Source organism: Streptomyces sp. NPDC001315, assembly GCF_042896175.1.
In the GTDB taxonomy this organism is placed as follows: domain Bacteria; phylum Actinomycetota; class Actinomycetes; order Streptomycetales; family Streptomycetaceae; genus Streptomyces.
Window position 1 is genome coordinate 64573 of the sequence record NZ_JBIAWZ010000015.1, and the last position, 21064, is coordinate 85636.

20 protein-coding genes are annotated in these 21064 nt (G+C 71.0%); 9 read left to right on the top strand and 11 right to left on the bottom strand.

Annotated features, from left to right (window positions below; genetic code table 11):
- The first annotated feature begins 51 nt into the window (after window positions 1-51).
- On the top strand, window positions 52-1464 hold the full coding sequence (locus tag ACFY16_RS31310) for an amino acid permease (RefSeq protein WP_390650565.1): 1413 nt from the start codon (window positions 52-54) through the stop codon (window positions 1462-1464).
- 35 nt (window positions 1465-1499) lie between these two features.
- On the opposite strand, the gene ACFY16_RS31315 is transcribed toward ACFY16_RS31310, so the two are convergent.
- A complete protein-coding gene (locus ACFY16_RS31315) occupies window positions 1500-2657 on the bottom strand; it encodes a CapA family protein (protein WP_390650566.1) in 1158 nt (385 codons plus the stop codon).
- A gap of 211 nt (window positions 2658-2868) precedes the next feature.
- Here ACFY16_RS31315 and ACFY16_RS31320 point away from each other — a divergent pair, with 211 nt between their 5' ends.
- From ACFY16_RS31320 to ACFY16_RS31330, 3 genes are all read left to right on the top strand, one after another.
- The gene (locus ACFY16_RS31320; protein ID WP_390650665.1) at window positions 2869-3414 is read left to right on the top strand and encodes a sigma-70 family RNA polymerase sigma factor; all 546 of its coding nucleotides are present in this window, start codon (window positions 2869-2871) and stop codon (window positions 3412-3414) included.
- Between the two features lie 136 nt (window positions 3415-3550).
- Complete coding sequence (locus ACFY16_RS31325) at window positions 3551-4066, top strand: hypothetical protein (RefSeq protein ID WP_390650567.1); 516 nt, start codon at window positions 3551-3553, stop codon at window positions 4064-4066.
- 141 nt (window positions 4067-4207) lie between these two features.
- Complete coding sequence (locus ACFY16_RS31330) at window positions 4208-4858, top strand: zf-HC2 domain-containing protein (RefSeq protein ID WP_390650568.1); 651 nt, start codon at window positions 4208-4210, stop codon at window positions 4856-4858.
- 4 nt (window positions 4859-4862) lie between these two features.
- On the opposite strand, the gene ACFY16_RS31335 is transcribed toward ACFY16_RS31330, so the two are convergent.
- From ACFY16_RS31335 to ACFY16_RS31345, 3 genes are all read right to left on the bottom strand, one after another.
- Window positions 4863-5726, bottom strand: a complete 864-nt coding sequence (locus tag ACFY16_RS31335) for an Fpg/Nei family DNA glycosylase (protein WP_390650569.1) — start codon at window positions 5724-5726, stop codon at window positions 4863-4865.
- A gap of 32 nt (window positions 5727-5758) precedes the next feature.
- The gene (locus ACFY16_RS31340) at window positions 5759-7846 is read right to left on the bottom strand and encodes a SpoIIE family protein phosphatase (protein ID WP_390650570.1); all 2088 of its coding nucleotides are present in this window, start codon (window positions 7844-7846) and stop codon (window positions 5759-5761) included.
- Window positions 7847-7941: 95 nt separating this feature from the next.
- A complete protein-coding gene (locus ACFY16_RS31345) occupies window positions 7942-8313 on the bottom strand; it encodes a hypothetical protein (RefSeq protein WP_390650571.1) in 372 nt (123 codons plus the stop codon).
- 98 nt (window positions 8314-8411) lie between these two features.
- On the opposite strand from ACFY16_RS31345, the gene ACFY16_RS31350 reads away from it, so the two are divergent.
- On the top strand, window positions 8412-9833 hold the full coding sequence (locus ACFY16_RS31350) for a lipase maturation factor family protein (RefSeq protein WP_390650572.1): 1422 nt from the start codon (window positions 8412-8414) through the stop codon (window positions 9831-9833).
- Between the two features lie 236 nt (window positions 9834-10069).
- On the opposite strand, the gene ACFY16_RS31355 is transcribed toward ACFY16_RS31350, so the two are convergent.
- From ACFY16_RS31355 to ACFY16_RS31365, 3 genes are read right to left on the bottom strand one after another with little or no spacing between them, the layout of a single operon-like run.
- On the bottom strand, window positions 10070-11056 hold the full coding sequence (locus ACFY16_RS31355; RefSeq protein WP_390650573.1) for an aldo/keto reductase: 987 nt from the start codon (window positions 11054-11056) through the stop codon (window positions 10070-10072).
- On the bottom strand, window positions 11053-11811 hold the full coding sequence (locus tag ACFY16_RS31360; RefSeq protein WP_390650574.1) for an SDR family NAD(P)-dependent oxidoreductase: 759 nt from the start codon (window positions 11809-11811) through the stop codon (window positions 11053-11055). Before ACFY16_RS31360 ends, ACFY16_RS31355 begins: the two co-directional genes overlap by 4 nt.
- Entirely contained in the window at window positions 11808-13148 is a 1341-nt protein-coding gene (locus tag ACFY16_RS31365) for an L-fuconate dehydratase (RefSeq protein WP_390650666.1), read from the bottom strand. Before ACFY16_RS31365 ends, ACFY16_RS31360 begins: the two co-directional genes overlap by 4 nt.
- Before the next feature lie 459 nt (window positions 13149-13607).
- On the opposite strand from ACFY16_RS31365, the gene ACFY16_RS31370 reads away from it, so the two are divergent.
- Entirely contained in the window at window positions 13608-14336 is a 729-nt protein-coding gene (locus ACFY16_RS31370; protein ID WP_390650575.1) for a FadR/GntR family transcriptional regulator, read from the top strand.
- Window positions 14337-14494: 158 nt separating this feature from the next.
- Here ACFY16_RS31370 and ACFY16_RS31375 read toward each other — a convergent pair whose 3' ends face one another.
- Window positions 14495-15946 carry a dihydrolipoyl dehydrogenase family protein gene (locus tag ACFY16_RS31375; RefSeq protein WP_390650576.1) on the bottom strand — a complete coding sequence of 484 codons (1452 nt, stop codon included), beginning with the start codon at window positions 15944-15946 and terminating at the stop codon, window positions 14495-14497.
- Between the two features lie 200 nt (window positions 15947-16146).
- Window positions 16147-17016 carry an alpha/beta fold hydrolase gene (locus tag ACFY16_RS31380; protein WP_390650577.1) on the bottom strand — a complete coding sequence of 290 codons (870 nt, stop codon included), beginning with the start codon at window positions 17014-17016 and terminating at the stop codon, window positions 16147-16149.
- A 243-nt stretch (window positions 17017-17259) separates the two neighbouring features.
- Between ACFY16_RS31380 and ACFY16_RS31385 the strand changes: the two genes are divergently transcribed.
- Both ACFY16_RS31385 and ACFY16_RS31390 read left to right on the top strand, forming a co-directional pair.
- Window positions 17260-17775, top strand: a complete 516-nt coding sequence (locus ACFY16_RS31385; RefSeq protein WP_390650578.1) for a CGNR zinc finger domain-containing protein — start codon at window positions 17260-17262, stop codon at window positions 17773-17775.
- A gap of 309 nt (window positions 17776-18084) precedes the next feature.
- Window positions 18085-19428 carry an amidase gene (locus tag ACFY16_RS31390; protein WP_390650579.1) on the top strand — a complete coding sequence of 448 codons (1344 nt, stop codon included), beginning with the start codon at window positions 18085-18087 and terminating at the stop codon, window positions 19426-19428.
- Between the two features lie 10 nt (window positions 19429-19438).
- Here ACFY16_RS31390 and ACFY16_RS31395 read toward each other — a convergent pair whose 3' ends face one another.
- Both ACFY16_RS31395 and ACFY16_RS31400 read right to left on the bottom strand, forming a co-directional pair.
- The gene (locus ACFY16_RS31395; RefSeq protein WP_390650580.1) at window positions 19439-19921 is read right to left on the bottom strand and encodes a GNAT family N-acetyltransferase; all 483 of its coding nucleotides are present in this window, start codon (window positions 19919-19921) and stop codon (window positions 19439-19441) included.
- A 60-nt stretch (window positions 19922-19981) separates the two neighbouring features.
- On the bottom strand, window positions 19982-20155 hold the full coding sequence (locus ACFY16_RS31400; RefSeq protein ID WP_390650581.1) for a hypothetical protein: 174 nt from the start codon (window positions 20153-20155) through the stop codon (window positions 19982-19984).
- Window positions 20156-20573: 418 nt separating this feature from the next.
- Between ACFY16_RS31400 and ACFY16_RS31405 the strand changes: the two genes are divergently transcribed.
- The gene (locus ACFY16_RS31405; protein ID WP_390650582.1) at window positions 20574-21023 is read left to right on the top strand and encodes a hypothetical protein; all 450 of its coding nucleotides are present in this window, start codon (window positions 20574-20576) and stop codon (window positions 21021-21023) included.
- Window positions 21024-21064 lie beyond the last annotated feature (41 nt).

The window sequence follows — 21064 nt, forward strand, 5'->3', positions numbered from 1 at the left end:
GCCATCATGATCCGCCGTCAGCCGTTCGCGGACCGTGAAGAGGTGAGGCGCATGGCCGGACTCCGGGCGGGCGAGGGCATTCTCCGCCGCAAACCGATCGAACACATCGAGGACACCGAGGTCGCCGAGGGCCCACGGCTGGACCGGTCGCTGGGCCTGTGGCAGCTGACCGCCATCGGCGTCGGCGGCATCATCGGCGCCGGCATCTTCACGCTCGCGGGGACGGTGGCCAACGGCACGGCGGGCCCGGCGGTCCTCGTCTCGTTTCTGATCGCCGGCGTCGCGAGCGCCGCGGCCGCGCTGTCGTACGCCGAGTTCGCCGGGCTGATCCCGAAGGCGGGCTCCGCCTACACGTACGGCTACGCGGTGCTGGGCGAGTTCGCCGGCTGGTTCATCGGCTGGGACCTGCTGCTGGAGTACACGGCGATCGTGGCGGTGGTCGCGATCGGCATCTCCGGGTACTTCGGCTTCCTGATCGGCGAGCTGGGCGCGAACCTGCCGAACTGGATGCTGGGGGCGCCGGGGACCGGCGACGGGCACCGCGTCGACCTGTTCGCCGCGGTGCTGTGCCTGCTCATCGCGTATCTGCTCACCCTCGGCATCCGCAACGCGGCCCGCTTCGAGACGACGGTCGTGGTGCTCAAGGTGCTGGTAGTGCTGGTGGTGATCGGGGTGGGCGTCTTCCACATCGACACCTCGAACTACAACCCCTTCTTCCCGTTCGGGATCAGCGGGGCCTTCACCGGCGCGGCCACCGTGTTCTTCGCGGTATTCGGCTACGACGCCATGTCCACGGCGGCCGAGGAGTCGAAGGACGCGCAGCAACACATGCCGAAAGCGATCCTCTACTCACTGGCGATCTCGATGGTTCTGTACGTCGCCGCCTGCCTGGTGCTGACGGGCATGCAGAACTACAAGGACATCGACCCGGAGAGCGGCTTCTCCACCGCGTTCAAGTCGGTCGGGCTGAGCGGTCTCGCGGACGTGATCGCGGTGGGCGCGATCATCGGCATCCTGACCGTGATGTTCACGTTCATGCTGGGCGTGACCCGGGTGTGGTTCTCCATGTCCCGGGACGGGCTGCTGCCCAAGTGGTTCGCGAAGACGCACCCCACACGGCACGTGCCGACGCGCGTGACGTGGATCGTCGGGGCGGCGTCGGCCGCCATCGCCGGGTTCCTGCCCATCGGCGAGGCGGCCGAGCTGACCAACATCGGCATCCTGCTGGCGTTCGTGGTGGTGTGCACGGCGGTGATCGTGCTGCGCTACCGGCAGCCGGAGCTGCCACGCACCTTCCGTACGCCGTGGATGCCGTTCGTGCCCGCGCTGGGTGTCGTCTTCTCGCTCTGGCTCATCACCTTCCTGCAGTGGCAGACCTGGGTGCGGTTCGCGGTGTGGTTCCTGATCGGAACGGCGGTCTACTTCGGGTACTCGTACAAGCGGTCGGCGCTGGCGGGGCGTTAGCGCAGCCATTGCCCGTATGCGTGGACGGGCCGGTCCTACTGCCCCATCACCAGCCCGTCCTTCGCCGCGCCCCGGCTGAACACCACGTCCCGGATCCGGTCGCGCACGCCCTCCACGTCGGCGCCCTGGGTGAGTGCCTGGTTGAGGTTGACCACGCGGCCGGCGTCGATGTCGAACAGCTGCGGGACGAACTCGGCCCTGGTCACCTCCCAGCGCCCGCCCGGCCGGGTCGGCGGGGTGAAGGTGAAGCGGCCGAGGGTGGACTGGTTGCCGCGCACATCCCGGGCGCCCGTGTGGTCGAACATCTCACCGGCGATCTGGTCACCCATCCCGTAGATCACCCAGGTGCCGTTGACCTTCTCGTACGCCTGCGGGACATGGGCGTGGGTGCCGAGGATGAGGTCGATGTCGGGGCGGCCGGCAGTGCGGGAGGCGGTGAGCCGCTGGGCGAGGGTCTGCTGCTGTGTGTCCGGCGCGTCCTGCCATTCGGTGCCCCAGTGCACGGAGACGACGACCACGTCGGCGCCCGCCTGCCGGGCGGCCCGGGCGTCGGCGAGGATCCGGTTCTGGTCGGTCAGGTTGACGGCCCAGGGCTGGCCGGCCGGCAGTGGGTTGTCGTTGGTGCCGAACGTGTACGCGAGGTGGGCGACCTTCGCGGGGCCCGCGCGCAGCATCGTGACGGTGCGCGACTCCGCCTCGCTGCGGGCCGTTCCGGCATGCCGCACGCCGACGGCGTCGAGCGCGTCCAGGGTGCGCCGGATGCCGGGGGCGCCGTCGTCGAGGCTGTGGTTGGAGGCGGTGGAGCAGCCGTCGTAGCCGGTGGCGGCGAGGGCCTCGGCGACCTCGGGCGGAGACTTGAAATCGGGGTAGCCGGTGTAGTGGCCGTCGGCGCCGTACACGGTTTCCATGTGGCACAGCGCCAGATCCGCCCGGGAGACGACGGTTTCGATGCCGGCGAACATCGGCCGGAAGTCGTAGCCCGTGCCCCCTGCGTCGAACTGCGCCCGGTCGATGATCGAGTCGTGCGGGAGCACGTCGCCGGAGGCGACGAGGGTGAAGGCGCGGGCGGCGGCCCCGGACGGGGCCGGCCGTCCTGGCCGGTCGGGCGGTTGGCGTTCGTGGGCCTGGCAGGCGGCGGCCGCGGCGAGGACGGCCGTCAGGGCCAGGGCCATCTGTCGTCTGCGTGCGATCATCACTCACCCCGTCGTGGTCGTATTTACGCACAAATAGGTATGAGCTTGACCGCCGCCGCAAACGACCTCGGCACTCCTATTAACCCTTTGGGCGTGCGCGGGCGGGGTGGGCGGACCGTTCGTCGAACCGTTCGTCGACGCGATCGACCGTCCGCCGCAGATCCGTGTGCGCGCCCTGTCCCCGGACGGCACCCTGCGTTCCCATACGGCCATGACGGCCGGAACCACCCTCATGAAGTCGACGACCGCCGAACACGAGCTCGTCGCGCTGCAGCGCGAGCACGGCCGGCCGCTCTTCGCGCTGCTGCTGAGGCTCTGCGACGGCGACCGGCAGCGCGCCGAGGACCTCGTGCAGGAGACGCTGGTGCGCGCCTGGCAGCATCCCGAGGCCCTGCGTGCCGAGGATTTCGACTCCGTACGGCCATGGCTGCTGACCGTGGGGCGGCGGCTCGCGATCGACGCACGGCGGGCCCGGCAGGCGCGTCCGGCGGAGGTCGGGGACGCGGTCCTGGAGCACGCGCCGGTGTGTGCCGATCACGCCGAGCGGTCGGCGGCCACGCTCGATGTGCGCGAGGCTGTGAAGACACTCACTCCGGAGCACCGTGAAGTCCTGGTGCTGGTGTATTTCCAAGGGGCGAGTGTGGCGGAGGCCGCGGCGGCCCTGGGAATCCCGCCCGGTACCGTGAAGTCCCGCGCGTACTACGCGCTGCGCGCCCTGCGCCGAGTGCTTCCGGGTTATGCGGCCGACCTGCACTGAAACCAATGGGCAAGTCAAACCTCCGTAAAGCGCCTTGCTGAGGACCCCTGTTGAGTAATCGGCTGTCCTCATCCGTGTTCCGGACCGGGGGCCCGGGTTCGGGCGACGCGCACGCACCGGAGGAAGGCAGGAAGGGATGCTGCACAGAGGTCAACAGGACACGGACGGCACCGACGGCGGTGAACTGACCGTCCCCATGGCGTGGCTGTACGCCGAGTACATCGCCGACGAGCTGCTGCGGACCGGCGACCTGATGCCGCCGACGTCCTTCGAGTTCCGGGCCGGGCGGGACGCCCTGGCGCTCACCATCTTCCTGTCCGACACCGACGGCGAGCTCTCCGGCATCCGGGTCGTCACGCAGCTGGAGACCTGGCTCTCGCTGACGGCGTACGACCAGCCGTGGCAGGACTGGGTGGGCGAGCGGCTGGCCCAGCTGGCCGCCGAGGCGGCCGCGTCGACGGGGCCGGCGCCGGACCTGGACCTGGCGGAGGCGGCCTGGCGCTGGCTGCAGGAGACAGAGCTGCTCGCGCCCGATCTGAACGCGGTGCCGGGCGGCGCGCCGCCGGTCGGCGAGGACGACGGACCGAAGGTGTGGACGCCCGCGTGGCAGCTCGGACTGCCCCTCGGACATCTCGCCATCCATCTTTTTTAGAATCGGACCAATCCGCGGGCTCGACCGCTACGAACTCGTTGGTTGCGATTCTGTGCGGGGCTTGAGTGATTCGGCTGTCGGGTGCGTACCGGTGGGAGCAAGCAGTAACCCCACCAACACCCAACGGCACGAGGATTCTGCATGAGGTCCCTGGAAAGGCATCGCGACGTCGGCGCGTACGCGCTCGGCCTCCTGGACGAAGTGGAGGCCTTCCGCTTCGAGGACCACCTCATGGAGTGCCCTCGGTGCGCCGCGCAGGTCACCGAATTCGGCCCCGTGGCACGGCAGTTGCTGCTGTACCGGCGGGCGACGCCGCGCTCCGTGCACCCCATGGCCGGTCCCGGCCCGCAACTGCTGGACAAGCTGCTCGGCGAGGTCGCGGCCCGGCACCGGGCCGGGCGCCGGCGGCTGGTGTTCGCCCTGGCCGCCTCCGTGGTGGTCGCGCTGGCCGGGAGCGTGCTCTCGCTCGTGGCGAGCGGCGGCGACGGGGCCGTGCGGATCGCGGCGACCGACGAGCGGTCGGGGGTGTGGGCACAGGTCACGACCCAGGACGAGAGCTACGGCAGCGATGTGGAGCTCCAGGTCAAGGATGGGGCGGGCCCGCGCTCCTGCCGCCTGATCGCCGTCGGCAACGACGGCTCGGAGCAGACGCTGGCCGGCTGGATGGTGCCGAACCACGACGCCCGCCCTCTCACGATGCACAGCGGCTCGACCTTCCACCCCGACCAGATCGCCCGCTACGAGGTCCGCACGGCCACCGGGGAGCACCTGGTGACGCTCACGCCGAGCTAGGGCGCTACTTCAGCAGCTTCGACAGCCTGCGGTCCGCCAGTGGTTTGCCGCCCGTCTGGCAGGTGGGGCAGTACTGGAGTGAGGAGTCGCTGAAGGAGACCTCGCGGATGGTGTCGCCGCAGACCGGGCAGGGTTCGCCGGTGCGGCCGTGGACGCGCAGGCCGGTCTTCTTCTCGGCCTTCAGGCGGCCGGCCGCCACGCCCCGGGAACGCTCGAGGGCCTCCGTCAACGTGCCGCGCAGGGCCTCGTGGAGGCCTCGGACCTCCTCCGGGGTGAGGGAGGCGGCCAGCTTGAACGGGGACATCTTCGCCGCGTGCAGGATCTCGTCGCTGTAGGCGTTGCCCAGGCCGGCGATCAGGCTCTGGTCACGCAGGGCGCCCTTGATCTGGCGCCGCTCCCCCGCGAGCAGGGCCGCGAGGCGGGTCTCGTCGAAGTCGTCGGCGAGCGGGTCCGGGCCGAGCCGGGCCACCCCCGGGACCTCCTGCGGATCCCGTACGACGTACACGGCGAGCCGCTTCTGCGTGCCCGCCTCCGTCAGGTCGAAGCCCGCGCCCGTCTCCAGCGCCACGCGCAGGGCGAGCGGGCCCTTGCCGGGGCGGGGCGGGCCGTCCGGGAGGCGGTCCTTCCAATGGAGCCAGCCCGCGCGGGCCAGGTGCGTCACGAGGTGGAGTCCGTCGTCCGTCCCGAGGTCGAGGAACTTGCCGTGCCGGCGCACGGCGGTGACCTCATGGCCCTCGACGGCGGTGACCGGAGGGTCGTACGTCTTCAGGACGCTGATCGCGACGGGCAGCACCCGTACGATCTCGTGGCCGACCAGGTGCTCGGCGAGGAAGTCCTTGAGCGCTTCGACCTCGGGAAGTTCCGGCATACGTCCAGAGTGCCATCGTCAGGCGGCTGTGGTCAGGGCTGCTCCGGCACCACGAACTCGCACCACACGCACTTCCCGCCGCCCCGAGCCTCCACGCCCCACACGTCGGTGAGCAGGTCCACCAGGAGCAGGCCCCGGCCGGAGACGCCGGACTCCCCGGCCTCACGGCGGCGCGGCAGGGCGCTGGAGGAGTCCTCGACCTCGACGCGCAGCCTGCGGCCGGAGCCGGTGAGGACCCGCAGCGTGACGATCGCGGCTCCCTCGGTGTGCATGAGCGCGTTGGTGATCAGTTCGTCGGCGACCAGTTCGACCTCGTCGGCGCGCCCGCCCGCGTCCCAGGCACGGACCGCGGCGCGGATCAGATGGCGGGCGTGGGTGAGCGCCTCGGGGTCGCCGGGGGCCACGTGCTGCTGGAGGCGGCCACCGGTCCGCGGGGAGTCCAGGCCGCGGCGGCGCAGCAGGAGCAGGGCCACGTCGTCGTCGCCACCTCGTTCCTCGGCCACGTCGATGAGCCGGTCGGCGAGGTCGCGTACGTCGTCGGGGCCGTCGGCGATGAACGCGGTGAGGGCCTTCATGCCGTCGTCGAGGTCGGCGCCCGGCTGTTCGACCAGGCCGTCCGTGCACAGCAGCAGGGTGTGGCCGGGGTCGAGTTCGATGGTGCCGACCGGGTACTCCAGCCTGCCGAACTCCACGGACAGGCCGAGCGGCAGTCCGCCCGGGACGGCGACACGGCGGCAGGTGCCGTCGGGTGCCCGCAGCAGCGGATCGATGTGGCCGGCCCGGACCACCTGGACCACGCCGGTGGCCAGGTCGGCCTCCGCGTACAGGCAGGTCGCGAAGCGGTCGGTGTCGAGTTCGTGCAGGAAGACGGAGGCGCGGGCCATCACGGCGGCCGGGGTGTGGCCCTCGGCGGCGTAGGCGCGCAGCACGATGCGCAGCTGGCCCATCACGGCCGCCGCGTGCGTGTCATGGCCCTGGACGTCGCCGATGACGGCACCGACCCGGCCGCCGGGCAGCGGGATCAGGTCGTACCAGTCGCCGCCGATGTCCCGGCCGAGGGAGCCGCCGATGGTGGCGGCCCGGTAGCGGACCGCGATGTCGGCGCCGGGCACGCTGGGGATGGTGCGCGGCAGCATGGCCTGTTGCAGGCCCTGGGCGATGTCCTTCTCCTGCTCGTAGAACATGGCCCGTTGCAGGCTCTGCGCGATGCTGCTGCCGAGGGCGACGAGGATGTTGCGTTCCTCGGGGGTAAAGCCGCGGCGGTCGCTGTAGAGCAGCCCCATGGCGCCTATCGGGCGGGCCTGGACGATCAGCGGCAGATACGCGGCCGAGGTGATCTTCAAGTCGGTGAGGCCCGGCCACAGGATCGGATAACCGGCGGCGAACTCGTCGGGCGACTCGATGAACCGGGGGCTGAGAGTGCGCACGACCTCGCTCATCGGGTACGGCTCGTCGATGCGGGTGACCAGGGTGCCGGGCACGAAGCTGCCCTCGGGCCCCTCGGCGACCAGGCGGATGCGGCCGGCCTCGACGAGGCCCATGACCAGGCTGGTCGCCCCGAGGTGGCTGAGACCGTGGGTGTCTTTGAGTACGTCGATGACGTCCCGCACGGTGCGGGCGTGCGCGAGGGCGGCCGTGGTGAGCTGCACGACGTCGGTCTGCTTGCGGCGGGCGTCGTCCAGGGCGGCCGCGTCACGGCGCTCGGCGAGGTCGCTGAGCTCCTGCGTGGCGTCGCGGACGATGCCCACGATCCGGCGCGGGCGGCCGGTCACGTCGCGCCGGATGTAGCCCTGGGTGTGGGTCCAGCGCAGGGTGCCGTCGCGGCAGCGGAGGCGGAAGTAGGCGCCGTAGTTCTCGCTGCCGTCCTTGATGGCCTGGGCGATCAGGGTGTCCAGGCGCCGGCCCTCGGCCGGCGGGACCCGCAGGGCGAGGGTCTCCGGGTGGCCGTCGTATTCGTCGGGACGCACGTCGAAGATCTCGTGGGCGAGGGCGTCCATGTGGAACAGGCCGGTGTCCAGGTCCCAGTCGAAGCTGCCCATGCGGTTGAGCGCCAGAATCGGATCCGGGTGGGCGGGCCAGTCGTCCGGGAGTGACAGGGCGCTCGCTCCCCGATCAACCATGGAGCCACTTTGCCAGGATTTGCCCGAATCTTCGACCGGTGAGCACGACGGGGAACAGGATCAGTCACGCCGGATCAATCCACGAAGAGGTCGGTTCAATCCACGAAGAGGTCGGCCGGACCGTCGAAGATGCTTCCGGTGGTGTCGGAGCCATCGGGCTCGTCGGTGTCGTCGGGTATGAGCCCGCCACCGTCGGGCAGATCCGGTATCTCCGGCACGAAGTCCGGGCCGATCTCGTCGGACAGCGACTCGAGGTCGTCCGCCTCCTCCCCGGTGGCCGTGGTGTCGGTGAGGCTGGTGGTGTCCATGGTGGACTTGCCCGGGAGGGCACCGTGATCGAGGGTGATGCCGGTGATCAACTGGGGCGCCGTCGTACGCGCCGGCCCCTCGTTCCCGCCGCAGCCGGCGACGAGGAGCGCCGCCGAGAGCGCGCACGCCGTGACGATGGTTCTGCTGGATGTCCGCACGATGACCATTGTCTGCGGCACTCACCTGGGTTACGCAAGCGGAGGAATGGAACACGGGGAGTGACCGGCGGCAGAATGGAGGAGAGGAGCGCACAGCCGTGGACTGGTTCACCGCATCCGAGTACTGGCTGAGCCGGCTGGTCTTCCAGCGGGCCCTGGCCGCCATGTACCTCGTCTCGTTCCTGACGGCGGCCCTGCAGTTCCGCGCGCTGCTGGGCGAGCGCGGGATGCTGCCGGTGCCCCGCTTCGTCGCACGGGTGCCGTTCCGGCAGGCGCCCAGCCTGTTCCATCTCCACTACTCCGACCGCTTCTTCGCGGCCTGCGCCTGGTCAGGCTGCGCGGTCTCGGCGGCACTGATCGCGGGGCTGGACTCCCTGCTGCCCCTGTGGGGCGGGATGCTGCTGTGGCTGGTGCCCTGGGCGCTGTATCTGTCGATCGTCAACGTCGGCCAGACCTGGTACGGGTTCGGCTGGGAGTCCCTGCTGCTGGAAGTGGGCTTCCTCGCCGTGTTCCTGGGCAACGAAGAGGTGGCCCCGCCGGTGCTGGTGCTGTTCCTGCTGCGCTGGATCCTGTTCCGGGTGGAGTTCGGGGCGGGGCTGATCAAGATGCGCGGCGACGCGTGCTGGCGGAAGCTGACCTGCCTGTACCACCACCACGAGACGCAGCCGATGCCCGGCCCGCTGAGCTGGTTCTTCCACCACCTCCCCAAGCCGCTGCACCGGGCGGAGGTGGCGGCCAACCACGTCACCCAACTGATCGTTCCCTTCCTGCTGTTCGCCCCGCAGCCCGTCGCCACCGCCGCCGCGTCCCTGATGATCGTCACTCAGCTGTGGCTGGTGCTGTCGGGCAACTTCGCCTGGCTGAACTGGATCACCATCGTGCTGGCCCTGTCGGCGCTGCGGATCCCCGGATCCCCGCCGTCCGTGCCCGCCACCCCGCTCTGGTACGAGGTGGTGGTCCTCGCCGTCGTCGCGTTGATCCTGTTCCTGAGCTACCACCCGGTGGTGAACATGATCTCCCGCCGCCAGGTCATGAACCGCTCCTTCGACCCCCTCCACCTGGTGAACACCTACGGCGCGTTCGGCAGCGTCAGCCGCGTCAGGTACGAAGTCGTGGTCGAGGGCACGCTCGACGCCGTACCGCACCAGGACTCGGACTGGCGGGAGTACGAGTTCAAGGGAAAACCGGGCGATCCACGGCACTGGCCGCACCAGTACGCTCCGTACCACCTGCGGCTGGACTGGCTGATGTGGTTCGCCGCGCTGTCGCCCGCCTACGCCGGCCCGTGGTTCGGCGCCCTGGTGGAGCGGCTCCTGGAGAACGACCGCGACACGCTGAAGCTGATCCGCCGCTCTCCGTTCCCGCCCGACGAGCCCCCGCGCTACGTCCGCGCCCGCCTCTTCCGCTACCGCTACACGACCTGGCGCGAGCTGCGGGAGACAGGCGCCTGCTGGGAGCGGACGTACGTGCGGGAGTATCTGCCGCCGACGCGGCTCGCGGGCGTCGCTCAGCGGTCGTGAGGGACTCCCCACTGGACGCCTGGACGTCTTCGGGCCGGCCCGAGGTCGTAGACGGCGGTGGCCGTGCCCTCGTACAGTCGCGCGCGCTCGGCGGCGCCGAGGTGGGCGGTCAACTCGTGGACGGCGCCCGTCACTTCGGCGTAGGTCGCGGCCGGCGTGCGGCAGCCGCTCCAGCTCGGCGGGCAGGCGCGCGTAGTCCTCGCACTCCAGGACGACCCTGGTGTGCGGGGCGACTCTCATGACGGCGCCTCGCCCGGTACGGGGGCGTCGGCGGGGAGGTGTCCGGTGTCCCGCAGCTCCTGCCAGAAGGACGCGGGCACGGGCGTCGCGAACTGGTCGGCGCAGTCGTGGACTTCGTGCGCCGAGCGGGCGCCGACGAGGACGCTCGCGACGGCCGGATGAGCCGCACAGAAGGCGAGCGCGACGGCACGCAGGGTGGTGCCGTGGCGGTCGGCGACGGACTTCAGGTGCAGGGCGCGGTCCAGCAACTCGGTCGGCGCCTGCCCGTAGTTGTATGTCGCCGTCGGCTTCGGGTCCGCCAGCAGGCCCGAGTTGAAGGCGCCGCCGACGACGACCGATGTGCCGCGGGCGACGGCCGCGGGCAGGAGGTCGGTGAGCGCGCTCTGGTCGAGCAGGGTGTAGCGGCCGGCGCACAGCACCACGTCGACGTCCGTGTCGCGGACGAAGCGCGCGAGCATCTCGGCCTGGTTCATGCCCGCGCCGATCGCGCCGACCACGCCCTCCGAGCGCAGCTTCTCCAGCGCCGGATAGCCTTCCCGGAAGGCCTGTTCGGCGTGGTCGTCGGGATCGTGGAGGTAGACGATGTCCACGCGGTCGAGGCCGAGCCGTTCCAGGCAGGCGTCCAGGGTGCGTCGTACACCGTCCCCGCTGAAGTCCCACACGCGGTGGTGCGTGGCCGGCACGGCGAAACCGTTGGCGAGGTCGTCGCCCGCGCCGTCGGACGGTTCCAGACGGCGGCCCACCTTGGTGGAGATGGTGTAGGCCGAGCGCGGGCGCTCGCGCAGGGCGGCGCCGAGCCGGCGCTCGGACAGGCCGAGGCCGTAGTGGGGTGCGGTGTCGAAGTAGCGGACGCCCCGCTGCCACGCAGCGTCCACGGCTCGGCGTGCCTGCTCCTCGCCGACCTCGGTGTACAGGTTGCCGATGACGGCGGCGCCGAAGGCCAGGTCGGTGACCTCGACGCCGCTGCGGCCGAGCGCGCTCACCGCTGTCCCGCCGGGCGCAGCCGCAGGCCCTGCAAGCCGCCGTCGACCGCGAGTGACGTGCCGGTGGTGGCGGCGGACAGCGGGCTCGCCAAGTAGGCGATGGCGCCGGCGACCTCGGCCGCGGTGACCAGTCGGCCGGTGGGCTGGCGGGCCTCCAGGCCGGCGCGTTCGGCGGCCGGGTCGTCGGCCGCGTCCAGCAGGCGGCCGATCCAGGGGGTGTCGGCCGTACCCGGATTGACGCAGTTCACGCGGATGCCCTCGCGGATGTGGTCGGCGGCCATGGCGAGCGTGAGGGAGTACACGGCGCCCTTGGTCGCGCTGTAGAGCGCCCGCTGCGGCAGGCCCGCGGTGGCCGCGATGGAGCAGGTGTTGACGATGGCCGCGTGCTCCGACGCGCGCAGGTGCGGCAGGGCGGCCCGGGCCGTGCGGACCATGCCGACGACGTTGACGTCCAGGACGCGGTGCCACTCCGTGTCGTCGTTGTCCTCGACGGTGCCCTGGGCGCCGATCCCGGCGTTGTTGACCAGTACGTCGAGTCCACCCAGGTCGGCGACGGCCGCGGCCACCGCCTCGCGTACGGACGTGTCGTCGGTGACGTCGGCACGGTAGGCGAGCAGCGGTTTCTCGACCGACGACGGGTCCAGGTCGAGGACGGCGACCTGGGCGCCCCGGGCGGCGATGAGTTCCGCGGTGGCCCGGCCGATGCCGGAGGCGCCGCCCGTCACCAGCGCCTTGAGTCCCTCGAAGTCGGTCATCCCACCGGTCCCTTCTGCACGTCGAGGTCGGCGGCCCAGAAGGTGCCGCCGGGGAATGTGTACCGCGCGATGGACTCGGGCCGCATGGTGGCCGAGAAGCCCGGCGCGGTGGGTGCCGTGTAGTGACCCTCGCGGATCACCACCGGGTCGAGGAAGTGGTCGTGCAGATGGTCGACGTACTCGATGACCCGGTCGTCGGTGCTGCCGGACAGCGCCACGTAGTCGAACATCGAGAGGTGCTGGACGAGTTCGCACAGGCCGACACCGCCGGCGTGCGGGCAGACCGGTACGCCGAACTTGGCCGCGAGGAGCAGGATGGCGAGGTTCTCGTGCACGCCGCCGACGCGGGCCGCGTCGATCTGGACGATGTCGACGGCGCCGGCCTGAAGCAGCTGCTTGAAGACGATCCTGTTCTGGACATGCTCACCCGTGGCCACCTTCACCGGGGCGACGGCCCGGCGGATCGCCGCGTGGCCGAGGATGTCGTCGGGGCTGGTGGGCTCCTCGATCCAGTAGGGGTCGAACTCGGCGAGGGCCTTGGTCCAGGTGACCGCCTCGTCGATGTCCCAGCGCTGGTTGGCGTCGATCGCCATGCGGATGCCGGGGCCGATCACCGAGCGGGCGACCCGGCAACGGCGTACGTCGTCCGCCAGGTCCGCGCCGACCTTCAGCTTGATCTGCCGGAAGCCGTCGGCGACCGCCTGGGCGGCGAGCCGGGTGAGCTTCTCGTCGTCATAGCCGAGCCAGCCGGCGGAGGTGGTGTAGGCGGGGAAACCGCGCTCCAGCAGACGGCCTCTGCGCTCCTGCGCACCCTCCCTCCCACGCCGCAGCAGATCCAGGGCCTCCTCCGGCGTCAGCGCGTCCGTGAGGTAGCGGAAGTCGATCTGACGTACGAGCCAGGCCGGGTCGGCGTCGGCGAGGAGCTGCCACAGCGGCTTCTCCGCGCGCTTGGCGGCCAGGTCCCACACCGCGTTGACCACGGCCCCGATCGCCATGTGCATCACGCCCTTCTCCGGCCCGAGCCAGCGCAGTTGGCTGTCGCCGATCAGGTCGCGGTTCAGCGTGCCGGGGTCGGCGCACAGTTCGGCCACGTCCCGTCCGACCACGTGCCCGCGCAGTGCCTCGATCGCGGCGACCTGCACCTCGTTGCCCCGCCCGATGGTGAAGGTGAATCCGTGCCCCTCGTGCCCGTCGGCCGCGTCGGTGCGCAGGACGACGTACGCCGCCGAGTAGTCGGGGTCCGGGTTCATCGCGTCGGAGCCGTCGAGCTCGCGCGAGGTGGGGAAACGGATGTCATAGGTGTCGACCGCGGTGACGCGGGCGGGAGACGGGGGCACGGAAGGCCTTTCGGTCGGTTGCAGGGTACGGCGGCCGGCGACGCCGAAGGCGATTCCGGCCGGCCACACCGACATCGGGACGGTGCGGAAGGTCGTGGTCGCCAGGGAGTGGAAGGAGTCCGGCATCCCGAACAGAGTCTTGCCCTTGGTGGCGCCGACCGGCAGACCGCGCAGCACGATCAGCGTCGCGAGCGTCACGATGAACGCGTTCGGCGGAGCAGGCGGCCACCGCCGCCGCACGCGTCACCCGGGAGGAAATTCGTCGGCTCCGCCGTCCGTTCCGCGATCCGTTCCGCACTGTCAGCTCCTCGTTGAGCGTGATCGAGCAGTTGCCCGCATATTTATCAGACCACTTCGGGCATGCAACACCCTCCGAAGGCAAATCTCCCCGGTTTCGAGGCATAGTGGTCCGACCACCTCCGTGGCTAGACTGCGCGCACCAGCGACAGAAGGAGTGGCTTGGACGAGACCGTGACACCGGGGGCGGAGAGCGCGGCCGCTCCGCAAAAGGGCACGGTGACGCAGCGCGCCATCGAGCGGATCAAGGCGATGATCGCGGAGGGCCTGCTGGAGCCGGGACAGCGACTGCCGACGGAACGGGACCTCGCGGCCCAACTGGGCATCTCCCGCAGCTCTATGCGGGAGGCGATCCGCGCGCTCACGGTCATGGGCGTCCTGGAGGCCCGGCACGGCTCCGGCATCTACGTCACACAGCTGGAGGCCGGCGACCTGCTGGAGACGTTCGGTGTCGTGGCCGATCTGTCCCGGGGGCCGCGGCTGGTGGAGCTGCTGGAGGTGCGCCGCGTACTGGAGTCGACGGCGACCGCGCTGGCCGCCGCGCGCATCACGCCGGACCAGCTGGCCGAGGTCGAGAAGCATCTGACCGCGATGAACGCGTCGGACGACCCGGAGGAAATCCTCGCCCACGATCTGGCCTTCCACCGTGAGATCGCGGCGGCCGCCGGAAACGACACCTTGGCCGCCATCCTGGAGGGCCTCTCCTCCCGTACCTTCCGGGCCCGCGTCTGGCGCGGCTACCAGGAGGAGGGCGCCTTCGAACGCACCCGCCGCGAACATGCCGCGATCCACCGCGCCCTGGTCGCCCGGGACCCCGAGGCGGCCAAAGCGGCAGCCGCCGCGCACGTGGGGGAAGTGGAGGAGTGGCTGCGGGGGCAGGTGGGGGCCTAGGCGGTTTCGTTCAGATCGCGTGGACAACCGGCTGCGGATGTGGGCCGTCGACGGCACCTGGGAGCGGGTGTGCACCGCCCACCTTGCTGCCGACGGCCGCTACCGGCCCCTCGCCGTCGTCCTCACCGCCGGACAGGCGTGTGCGTATGCCGTGTGGCTCAGTCGCGTTGGTGGGCGGCGAGAAGGAACAGCCAGATCTCGCTGACGGTGGGGAAGCAGGCGATGGCGTGCCTGAGCCGTTTGAGCGGGACCTCGCCCGCGACCGCGATGGTCGCCGAGTGCAGGAGCTCGCTGACGCCCGGGCCGACGAAGGTCACTCCGAGCAGGATGTCCCGGTCGAGGTCGACGACCAGCCGGGCATGGCCCTGGTAGCCGTCGGCGTAGAGGTTCGCTCCCTGGGCGGCGTTGAAGTCGACGTCGACGGTCTTGATCCGGTGGCCGGAGGCCGCGGCCTGCTCGGCGCTGAGGCCTACTGCGGCCGCCTCGGGGTCGGTGAAGAAGACCTGGGGCACGGCGTGCTGGTCGGCGGTGGTGGCGTGGTCTCCCCACAGGCCGTCGTCCACCGGCCGGCCGGCGGCGCGGGCACCGATGGCGTCGCCCGCGGTCCGGGCCTGGTACTTGCCCTGGTGGGTGAGCAGGGCACGGTGGTTGACGTCGCCGAGGGCGTACAGCCAGTCGCCGTCGACACCGCGGACCAGGCAGGTGGTGTCCACATCCAGCCAGGAGCCGGGGGTGAGGCCGATCGCGTCCAGTCCGATGTCGTCGGTGGCGGGGGTGCGGCCGGTGGCGAAGAGGACCTCGTCGGCCTCCAGCTCGCTGCCGTCGTCGAGGGTGAGGGTGACCGGCCCCTCGGGGTCCGGGCGGCGCAGGGCGGTCACCTGCACGCCGATCCGGACGCCCACGCCCGCCTCGGTCAGCCCCTGGGCGACCAGCTCCCCGGCGAAGGGCTCCATACGAGGAAGCAGACGGCGCCGGACGAGCAGGGTGACCTGGGCGCCCAGGCCTTGCCACAGGGTGGCCATCTCCACGCCGACCCCGCCGCCACCGATCACGGCGAGCCGGGCGGGCACGCTGCTGGAGTCGGTACCGTGCCGGTTCGTCCACGGCCGGGCCTCCTCGATACCGGGGATGGCGGGCAGGGCCGGCCGGCTCCCGGTGGCGACGGCCACCGCGTGCCGGGCCGTGAGAATCTGGCGTGCGCCGTCGTCGCGGGTGACCGTGACACGGCGGGGACCTTCCATCCGTCCGTGGCCGCGGAAGAGGTCGGCACCGATGGACTTGACCCCTTCGGCTTGTCCGGTGTCGTCCCAGTCGGTGACATAACGATTACGGCGGGCGAAGACACCATCGGTGTCGAGCCGGCCGGTGACGGCCTGCCGGGCACCGTCCACACGGCGGGCGTCGGCGACCGCGATGACCGGCCGCAGCAGCGCCTTGCTGGGCACGCAGGCCCAGTAGGAGCATTCGCCACCGACGAGTTCCCGTTCCACGACGGCCACGGAGAGACCAGCGGCGCGAGCGCGGTCGGCGACGTTCTGGCCGACCGGACCGGCACCCAGCACGATCACGTCGTAGGTGCTGCCTGCCTGGTTGGCGCTTGTTTCACTCATTTTCTCTCACATCGCAATCGGGGCTGGTCAAAGCTGTTCAGCGACCCGGGCTCCAGGTGCAGGCGCGCCGTCGAGGCAGACTTCGATCCTGTCCGGTCCGCACGACGCCAGACCCGTACGCGGGAGGGGCCCCGCGCTTTCAGGGACTTCGACCTGGCGGCAGTGCTGGAGCTTGTGCCGATACCTCCGCCCCCCGCCCGTCAGGCGAGGACGCGGGCGAGGAAGTCGCGCATGTGCTCGGTGATGACCTCGAAGTGGCTTTCCAGGGCGAAGTGCCCGGAGTCGAGCAGGTGGATCTCGGCGTCGGGCAGGTCCCGGCTGAACGCCTTGGCGCCGTCGGGGCCGAAGATCTCGTCGTTCGCTCCCCAGACCGCCAGCAGCGGGACCCGGGAATCGCGGAAGTACCGGTGGACCTGCGGGTAGAGGTCCACGTTGGTGGGGTAGTCACGGAAGAGCTTGAGCTGGATCTCGTCGTTTCCCGGGCGGTCCAGCAGGGCTTGGTCGTGGACCCAGTTGTCGGGACTGACCAGGCTCGGGTCGGAGACTCCGTTCACGTACTGCCACCGGGTGACCTCGGGGGTCAGGGCACCTCGCATGGGAGCCTCGGTTTCCGGTCCCGGGGCCTTGGCGTAGGCGAAGACGCCGTCCCAGAAGGGCTTGACGAAGCCTTCTTCGTAGGCGTTGCCGTTCTGGGTGATGATCGCGGTGATGCGGTCCGGGGCCTTCAGGGCGAGCCGCCAGCCGATGGGGGCGCCGTAATCCTGGACGTACATCGCGAACCGGTCGATGCCCAGATGCCCGAGCAGGCCGGAGGTGATCTCGGTAAGGGCCTCGAAGGTGTACGGAAAGTCCCCCAGGGCGGGCATCGCGGACTGACCGAACCCGATGTGGTCGGGGGCGATGACGCGGTAGCGGTCAGCGAGCGCAGGGATCAGGTGACGGAACATGTGCGAGCTGGTCGGGAAGCCGTGGAGAAGCACAACGGCTGGTGCCTTCGGGTCACCGGCCTCCCGGTAGAAGACCTCGAGACCGTCGACGGTGGCGGTGCGGTGGTGGACTGCGGAACCCATATCTCTAACCTCCCTATCGGTCTTCAGTGGTTATGCAGCCAGTCGAGCACGCTCAACCTAACCTGTCAAGATGGTTTAGCTGGTTAGACCGAGCTCGCGTTCAGGACGCCGCCGCGCCCGCGCCGCGGAACGCCGGCCCACCCCAAACCCTCCGCCCATGAACGGCCGTCTGCCAGCGCAGCCGCTGCCGCCGAAGGGCATGGGTATAACCTGCCAGGCGAACCAACATGGTTAGGAGGTGTGATGGCGGCAGATCGAGCACAGCAAGACGCACTACTGGAGCTCCTCAACACCACGCCCGTGGTCCATGGCGTCGTCCAGGACCAGCTGGCGGATCCGGAAGCGGCCGAGTCCTGGCAGCGGGCCCACGGCGGCAGCGGCACCCCCGCGGAGCGCCGACACCTCCTTCAGGCGCGCGACGGCCTGCAGGAGGTGGTGCGCGGCAGCCTGCCCGCCACATCGCTGACCCCGCTGCTGAGGGGAGTGACGTCCCGCCCGCACCTTTCGCCCAGTGGGGTGTCGTGGGAGCTGGACGCCCCTGCGGAGCGCCGCATGGCGGTGGAAGCGGTCCTGGCGTGGAGCGCCCTGCAGGAGACGATGCCCGGCCGGCTGCGGGCGTGCGCCAACCCCGAGTGCCGGCGCTTCCTCCTCGACCGCAGCAAGACCAACAAGGGCCGCTGGTGCTCGATGGCCGTCTGCGGCAACCGCATGAAGGCACGACGCCACTACCAGCGCACCCGCGATGCCGCAGCCGGCTAGGGAGTCCGTGGACGGGCAGGTCACCTGCACCCACGTCTGATTCCCAGGGGCGCGTCGGCGCTTCGCCGTCCTGATCTCTTCCGCGATCGGAAACCAGTGGCTTCGCGACCGCCTTCATCGCGGACCACTCCGTGTCGTGTTCGGGCCGCACCTCGGCGACTGTGCGGACCGCGCGCTTGCGCAGCTCAAGGCCTGTCCCGGACAGGGGGCACCGAGAACTGATCACTACCTCTCGACGCGGGGCGTGCTCGGGTGCAGAGTTCTCCCTACGTACTCGCCAGTAGCACCACTCCGCCCCGAGGAGCGCCCGTGACCAGCTGGGTCGGCCGGACCGCCGCCGAGATCGCCGCCGCCGTACGCGAGAAGCGGGCCACACCCCGCGAGGTGGTGGCCGAGCACCTCGCCCGTGTCGAGCGTCTCGACGGCCGCGTCGGAGCCTTCCGTACCGTGCGGGCCGAGGCCGCGCTCGCCGAGGCCGAAGAGCTGGCCGACCGGCCCGACCTGGGCGGACTGCCCCTCGCGGGGGTACCGGTGGCCGTCAAGGACAACCTCGCCGTGCGCGGCGAGTCCACCCGCGTCGGCTCGGCGGCGACGCCCGACACGCCCGCTGCCGAGGACCATGTCACCGTGGCCCGGCTGCGGGCGGCGGGCGCGGTGGTCGTGGGCCTGACGAACGTGCCGGAGCTGTGCATCTTCGGCACCACGGAGGGCGTCCACGGCACGGCCCGCAATCCGTGGGACACCTCGCGCACGGCGGGCGGTTCGTCGGGCGGCAGCGCGGCCGCGGTCGCGGCCGGAATGGTGCCGATCGCCCTCGGCAACGACGGCATGGGCTCCCTGCGTATCCCGGCGGCCAACTGCGGCCTCGTCACCATCAAGCCGGGCCACGGAGTCGTGCCCGCCGGCATCAGCGACGGCGACTGGTTCGGCATGTCCGAGAACGGGCCGCTGGCCACGACGGTCGAGGACGCACGCCTGATGTTCTCGGTCCTCGCGGACACGGAGGTCATACGCGAGGAGGAACCCGGCAAGCGCAGGATCGCCGTCTCGGTGCGCAGCCCCCTGGCCGGCGTCACCATCAGCACGCCGTACGCGACCGCCGTGCGGGAGGCCGCCCGGCTGCTGGCCGACGCGGGTCACCAGGTGCGGCGCGCCGAGCCGCCGTACCCGCTGTCGCTCGGTGTCACCTCGCTCGCGCACTGGACGGCGGGCTCGGCCGTCGACGCCCGGGGGCTCGATCCGCGGCTGCTGACCCGGCGCACCCGGATGCACGCCACGGTCGGGCAGCGGTTCCTGAACGGGGTGCGCACCGGTGAGGGCCGCGAGCGGCTGCGCCGACGGCTGGAGCCGTTCTTCGCCGAGCACGACGTGCTGCTCACCCCGGCGCTCGCCCGCCGCTCCCCCCGGTCGGCGGCCTGGCACGACCGGGGCTGGCTGCGCAACGTCCTGGCCAACACGAACTACTCGCCGCTGACCCCGCCGTGGAACCTCACCGGCTGGCCCGCGATGACGGTGCCGTTCGGCACGCTGCCCTCGGGCGCCCCCACCGCCGTGCAGCTGGTGGGGTTGCCCGGGTCGGAGGCGGAACTGCTGCGACTGGCGGAGCAGCTGGAGGAGCTGCGTCCGTGGCGGCGAACGGCGCCGCTCGACTGAGCGGACGCGGTCACAGGGCCTTGTACATGACGTGCAGTCCGACGAGGCCGTGCCGGGGATGCTCGTACGCCTCCGGCACGGTGCCCAGGATCGTGAAGCCGAGCGAGCTCCACAGCTGCACGGCGGGGTTCGTCTCGACCACGGCGTTGAACACCATGCCCCGGTAGCCGGCGGCCTTCGCCTCGGTCAGGATGTGCTCGGCGAGGGCACGGCCGATGCCACGGCCGGCCTGGTCGGGGTCGACCATGAAGCCGGCGTTGGCGATACGGGCGGCGGGACCGGCGTAGTTGGGGGTGACGAAGGCGGAGCCGACCACGGCTCCGGTCTCGTCCTCGGCGACGTACACGCGCTTGGCCTGGCTCATCCACAGGGCGCGCGCCGCCTCCTCGGAGGTGTCCGGGTCCCAGGTGTAGGTCTCGGCGGCGGCGACGATGCGGCGCCAGAAGGGCCAGATCCGCGGCCAGTCGTCGGCCTCGGCTTCTCTGATCAGCATGGGCGTGAGTCTCCCACGCCCATGCGTTCGGCGATCGCGATGACCCTGCCCCGGGAGGGGTCAGTCCACGCTGGGCAGGATGTGGGGTTCGGCGAGGTCGTCCTCGTAACCCGCCAGGCGGATCGGGGCGGACCGGGCCCACACGTCGAGGCTGCCGAGCTCTCCTGACCGGCGGCCCGTGCGCTCCGGGCGTTCCTTGGGGCGGTCCTCGCGATTCGTCTTCTCTGGTGTCACCGCGCACTCCTTATGTGTCGGTCACCCTCGGGACGTACCGGCCGATTCTCCGGCCTCTTCATCGACGCCCGCTCGGGTGTTGCTGTTAGGCAGTTCGGACGCGGTGGCGCCGGTTGACGGACCTCGGGTGTGGGTGGGACCCCTTGCTGCTGCCCGTCCGCTACAGATTAACCAAATGAGCGGAGCAGTGCTCAGCGGGGCTGAAAACTTGGGGTAACTATCGCAAGTCACCCGCGTACATCACCCCTTGATTCAAACCCTTTGCCCCACTCTGCGCCTTTCAGTTATCACCCGTTCGGCCTACGTCGGCGAAAGTGACTTCGAGACGGCCGGGCAGTTCAAGTGCCGTTGGCCCGATGGAAAGCAGGCCATGATCTGCTGACGTACCGCAACGGCTGTCTCGCGGGAGGACCGACGCATGGAGCTGCGCAGCGTCGAGGAGCTGATGGACCTGCTGTACGCCTGCCGGGGCGTCCGCGACCCCCGGGTGCCCGGCGGCAGCCCGGTCGACCTGCACGAACACGCCCTGCGGACGGCCGCACTGCTGCGCCGAAGCCGGCCCGCCGACAAGGAACTCCAGGTGACCGGCCTGGTGCACCCCATCGGGCAGCTGCTGCGGCCCGGCGACCCCGCCACGCAGGCCGATCACGCGGCCGACGCCGTACGCCTGCTCCTCGGCGACCGGGTCTCGCGCCTGGTGCGCCGGCACCCCTGGCACGGCGCTCCCGCCGACGACGACCTGGCGAGCCTGCGCCACGCGGACGAGGAGGGCCGGACGGCAGGCTTCGACGCCGGGGTCCTGGAGGACTGGCGCACCGTCCTGGAGCTGGTCGCCGGGCGGCACTCGACGCTGAGGAGCGTGGACTGAGAGCTGCCGGTGACTGAGGGCCGTCGACTTCGGAGCTGCCG

Coding starts and splice junctions, on each gene's coding strand:
- ACFY16_RS31310 (WP_390650565.1), top strand. CDS start 52: ATGGCCGGACTCCGGGCGGGCGAGGGCATTCTCCGCCGCAAACCGATC.
- ACFY16_RS31315 (WP_390650566.1), bottom strand. CDS start 2,657: ATGATCGCACGCAGACGACAGATGGCCCTGGCCCTGACGGCCGTCCTC.
- ACFY16_RS31320 (WP_390650665.1), top strand. CDS start 2,869: ATGACGGCCGGAACCACCCTCATGAAGTCGACGACCGCCGAACACGAG.
- ACFY16_RS31325 (WP_390650567.1), top strand. CDS start 3,551: ATGCTGCACAGAGGTCAACAGGACACGGACGGCACCGACGGCGGTGAA.
- ACFY16_RS31330 (WP_390650568.1), top strand. CDS start 4,208: ATGAGGTCCCTGGAAAGGCATCGCGACGTCGGCGCGTACGCGCTCGGC.
- ACFY16_RS31335 (WP_390650569.1), bottom strand. CDS start 5,726: ATGCCGGAACTTCCCGAGGTCGAAGCGCTCAAGGACTTCCTCGCCGAG.
- ACFY16_RS31340 (WP_390650570.1), bottom strand. CDS start 7,846: ATGGTTGATCGGGGAGCGAGCGCCCTGTCACTCCCGGACGACTGGCCC.
- ACFY16_RS31360 (WP_390650574.1), bottom strand. CDS start 11,811: ATGACCGACTTCGAGGGACTCAAGGCGCTGGTGACGGGCGGCGCCTCC.
- ACFY16_RS31375 (WP_390650576.1), bottom strand. CDS start 15,946: ATGAGTGAAACAAGCGCCAACCAGGCAGGCAGCACCTACGACGTGATC.
- ACFY16_RS31380 (WP_390650577.1), bottom strand. CDS start 17,016: ATGGGTTCCGCAGTCCACCACCGCACCGCCACCGTCGACGGTCTCGAG.
- ACFY16_RS31385 (WP_390650578.1), top strand. CDS start 17,260: ATGGCGGCAGATCGAGCACAGCAAGACGCACTACTGGAGCTCCTCAAC.
- ACFY16_RS31395 (WP_390650580.1), bottom strand. CDS start 19,921: ATGCTGATCAGAGAAGCCGAGGCCGACGACTGGCCGCGGATCTGGCCC.
- ACFY16_RS31405 (WP_390650582.1), top strand. CDS start 20,574: ATGGAGCTGCGCAGCGTCGAGGAGCTGATGGACCTGCTGTACGCCTGC.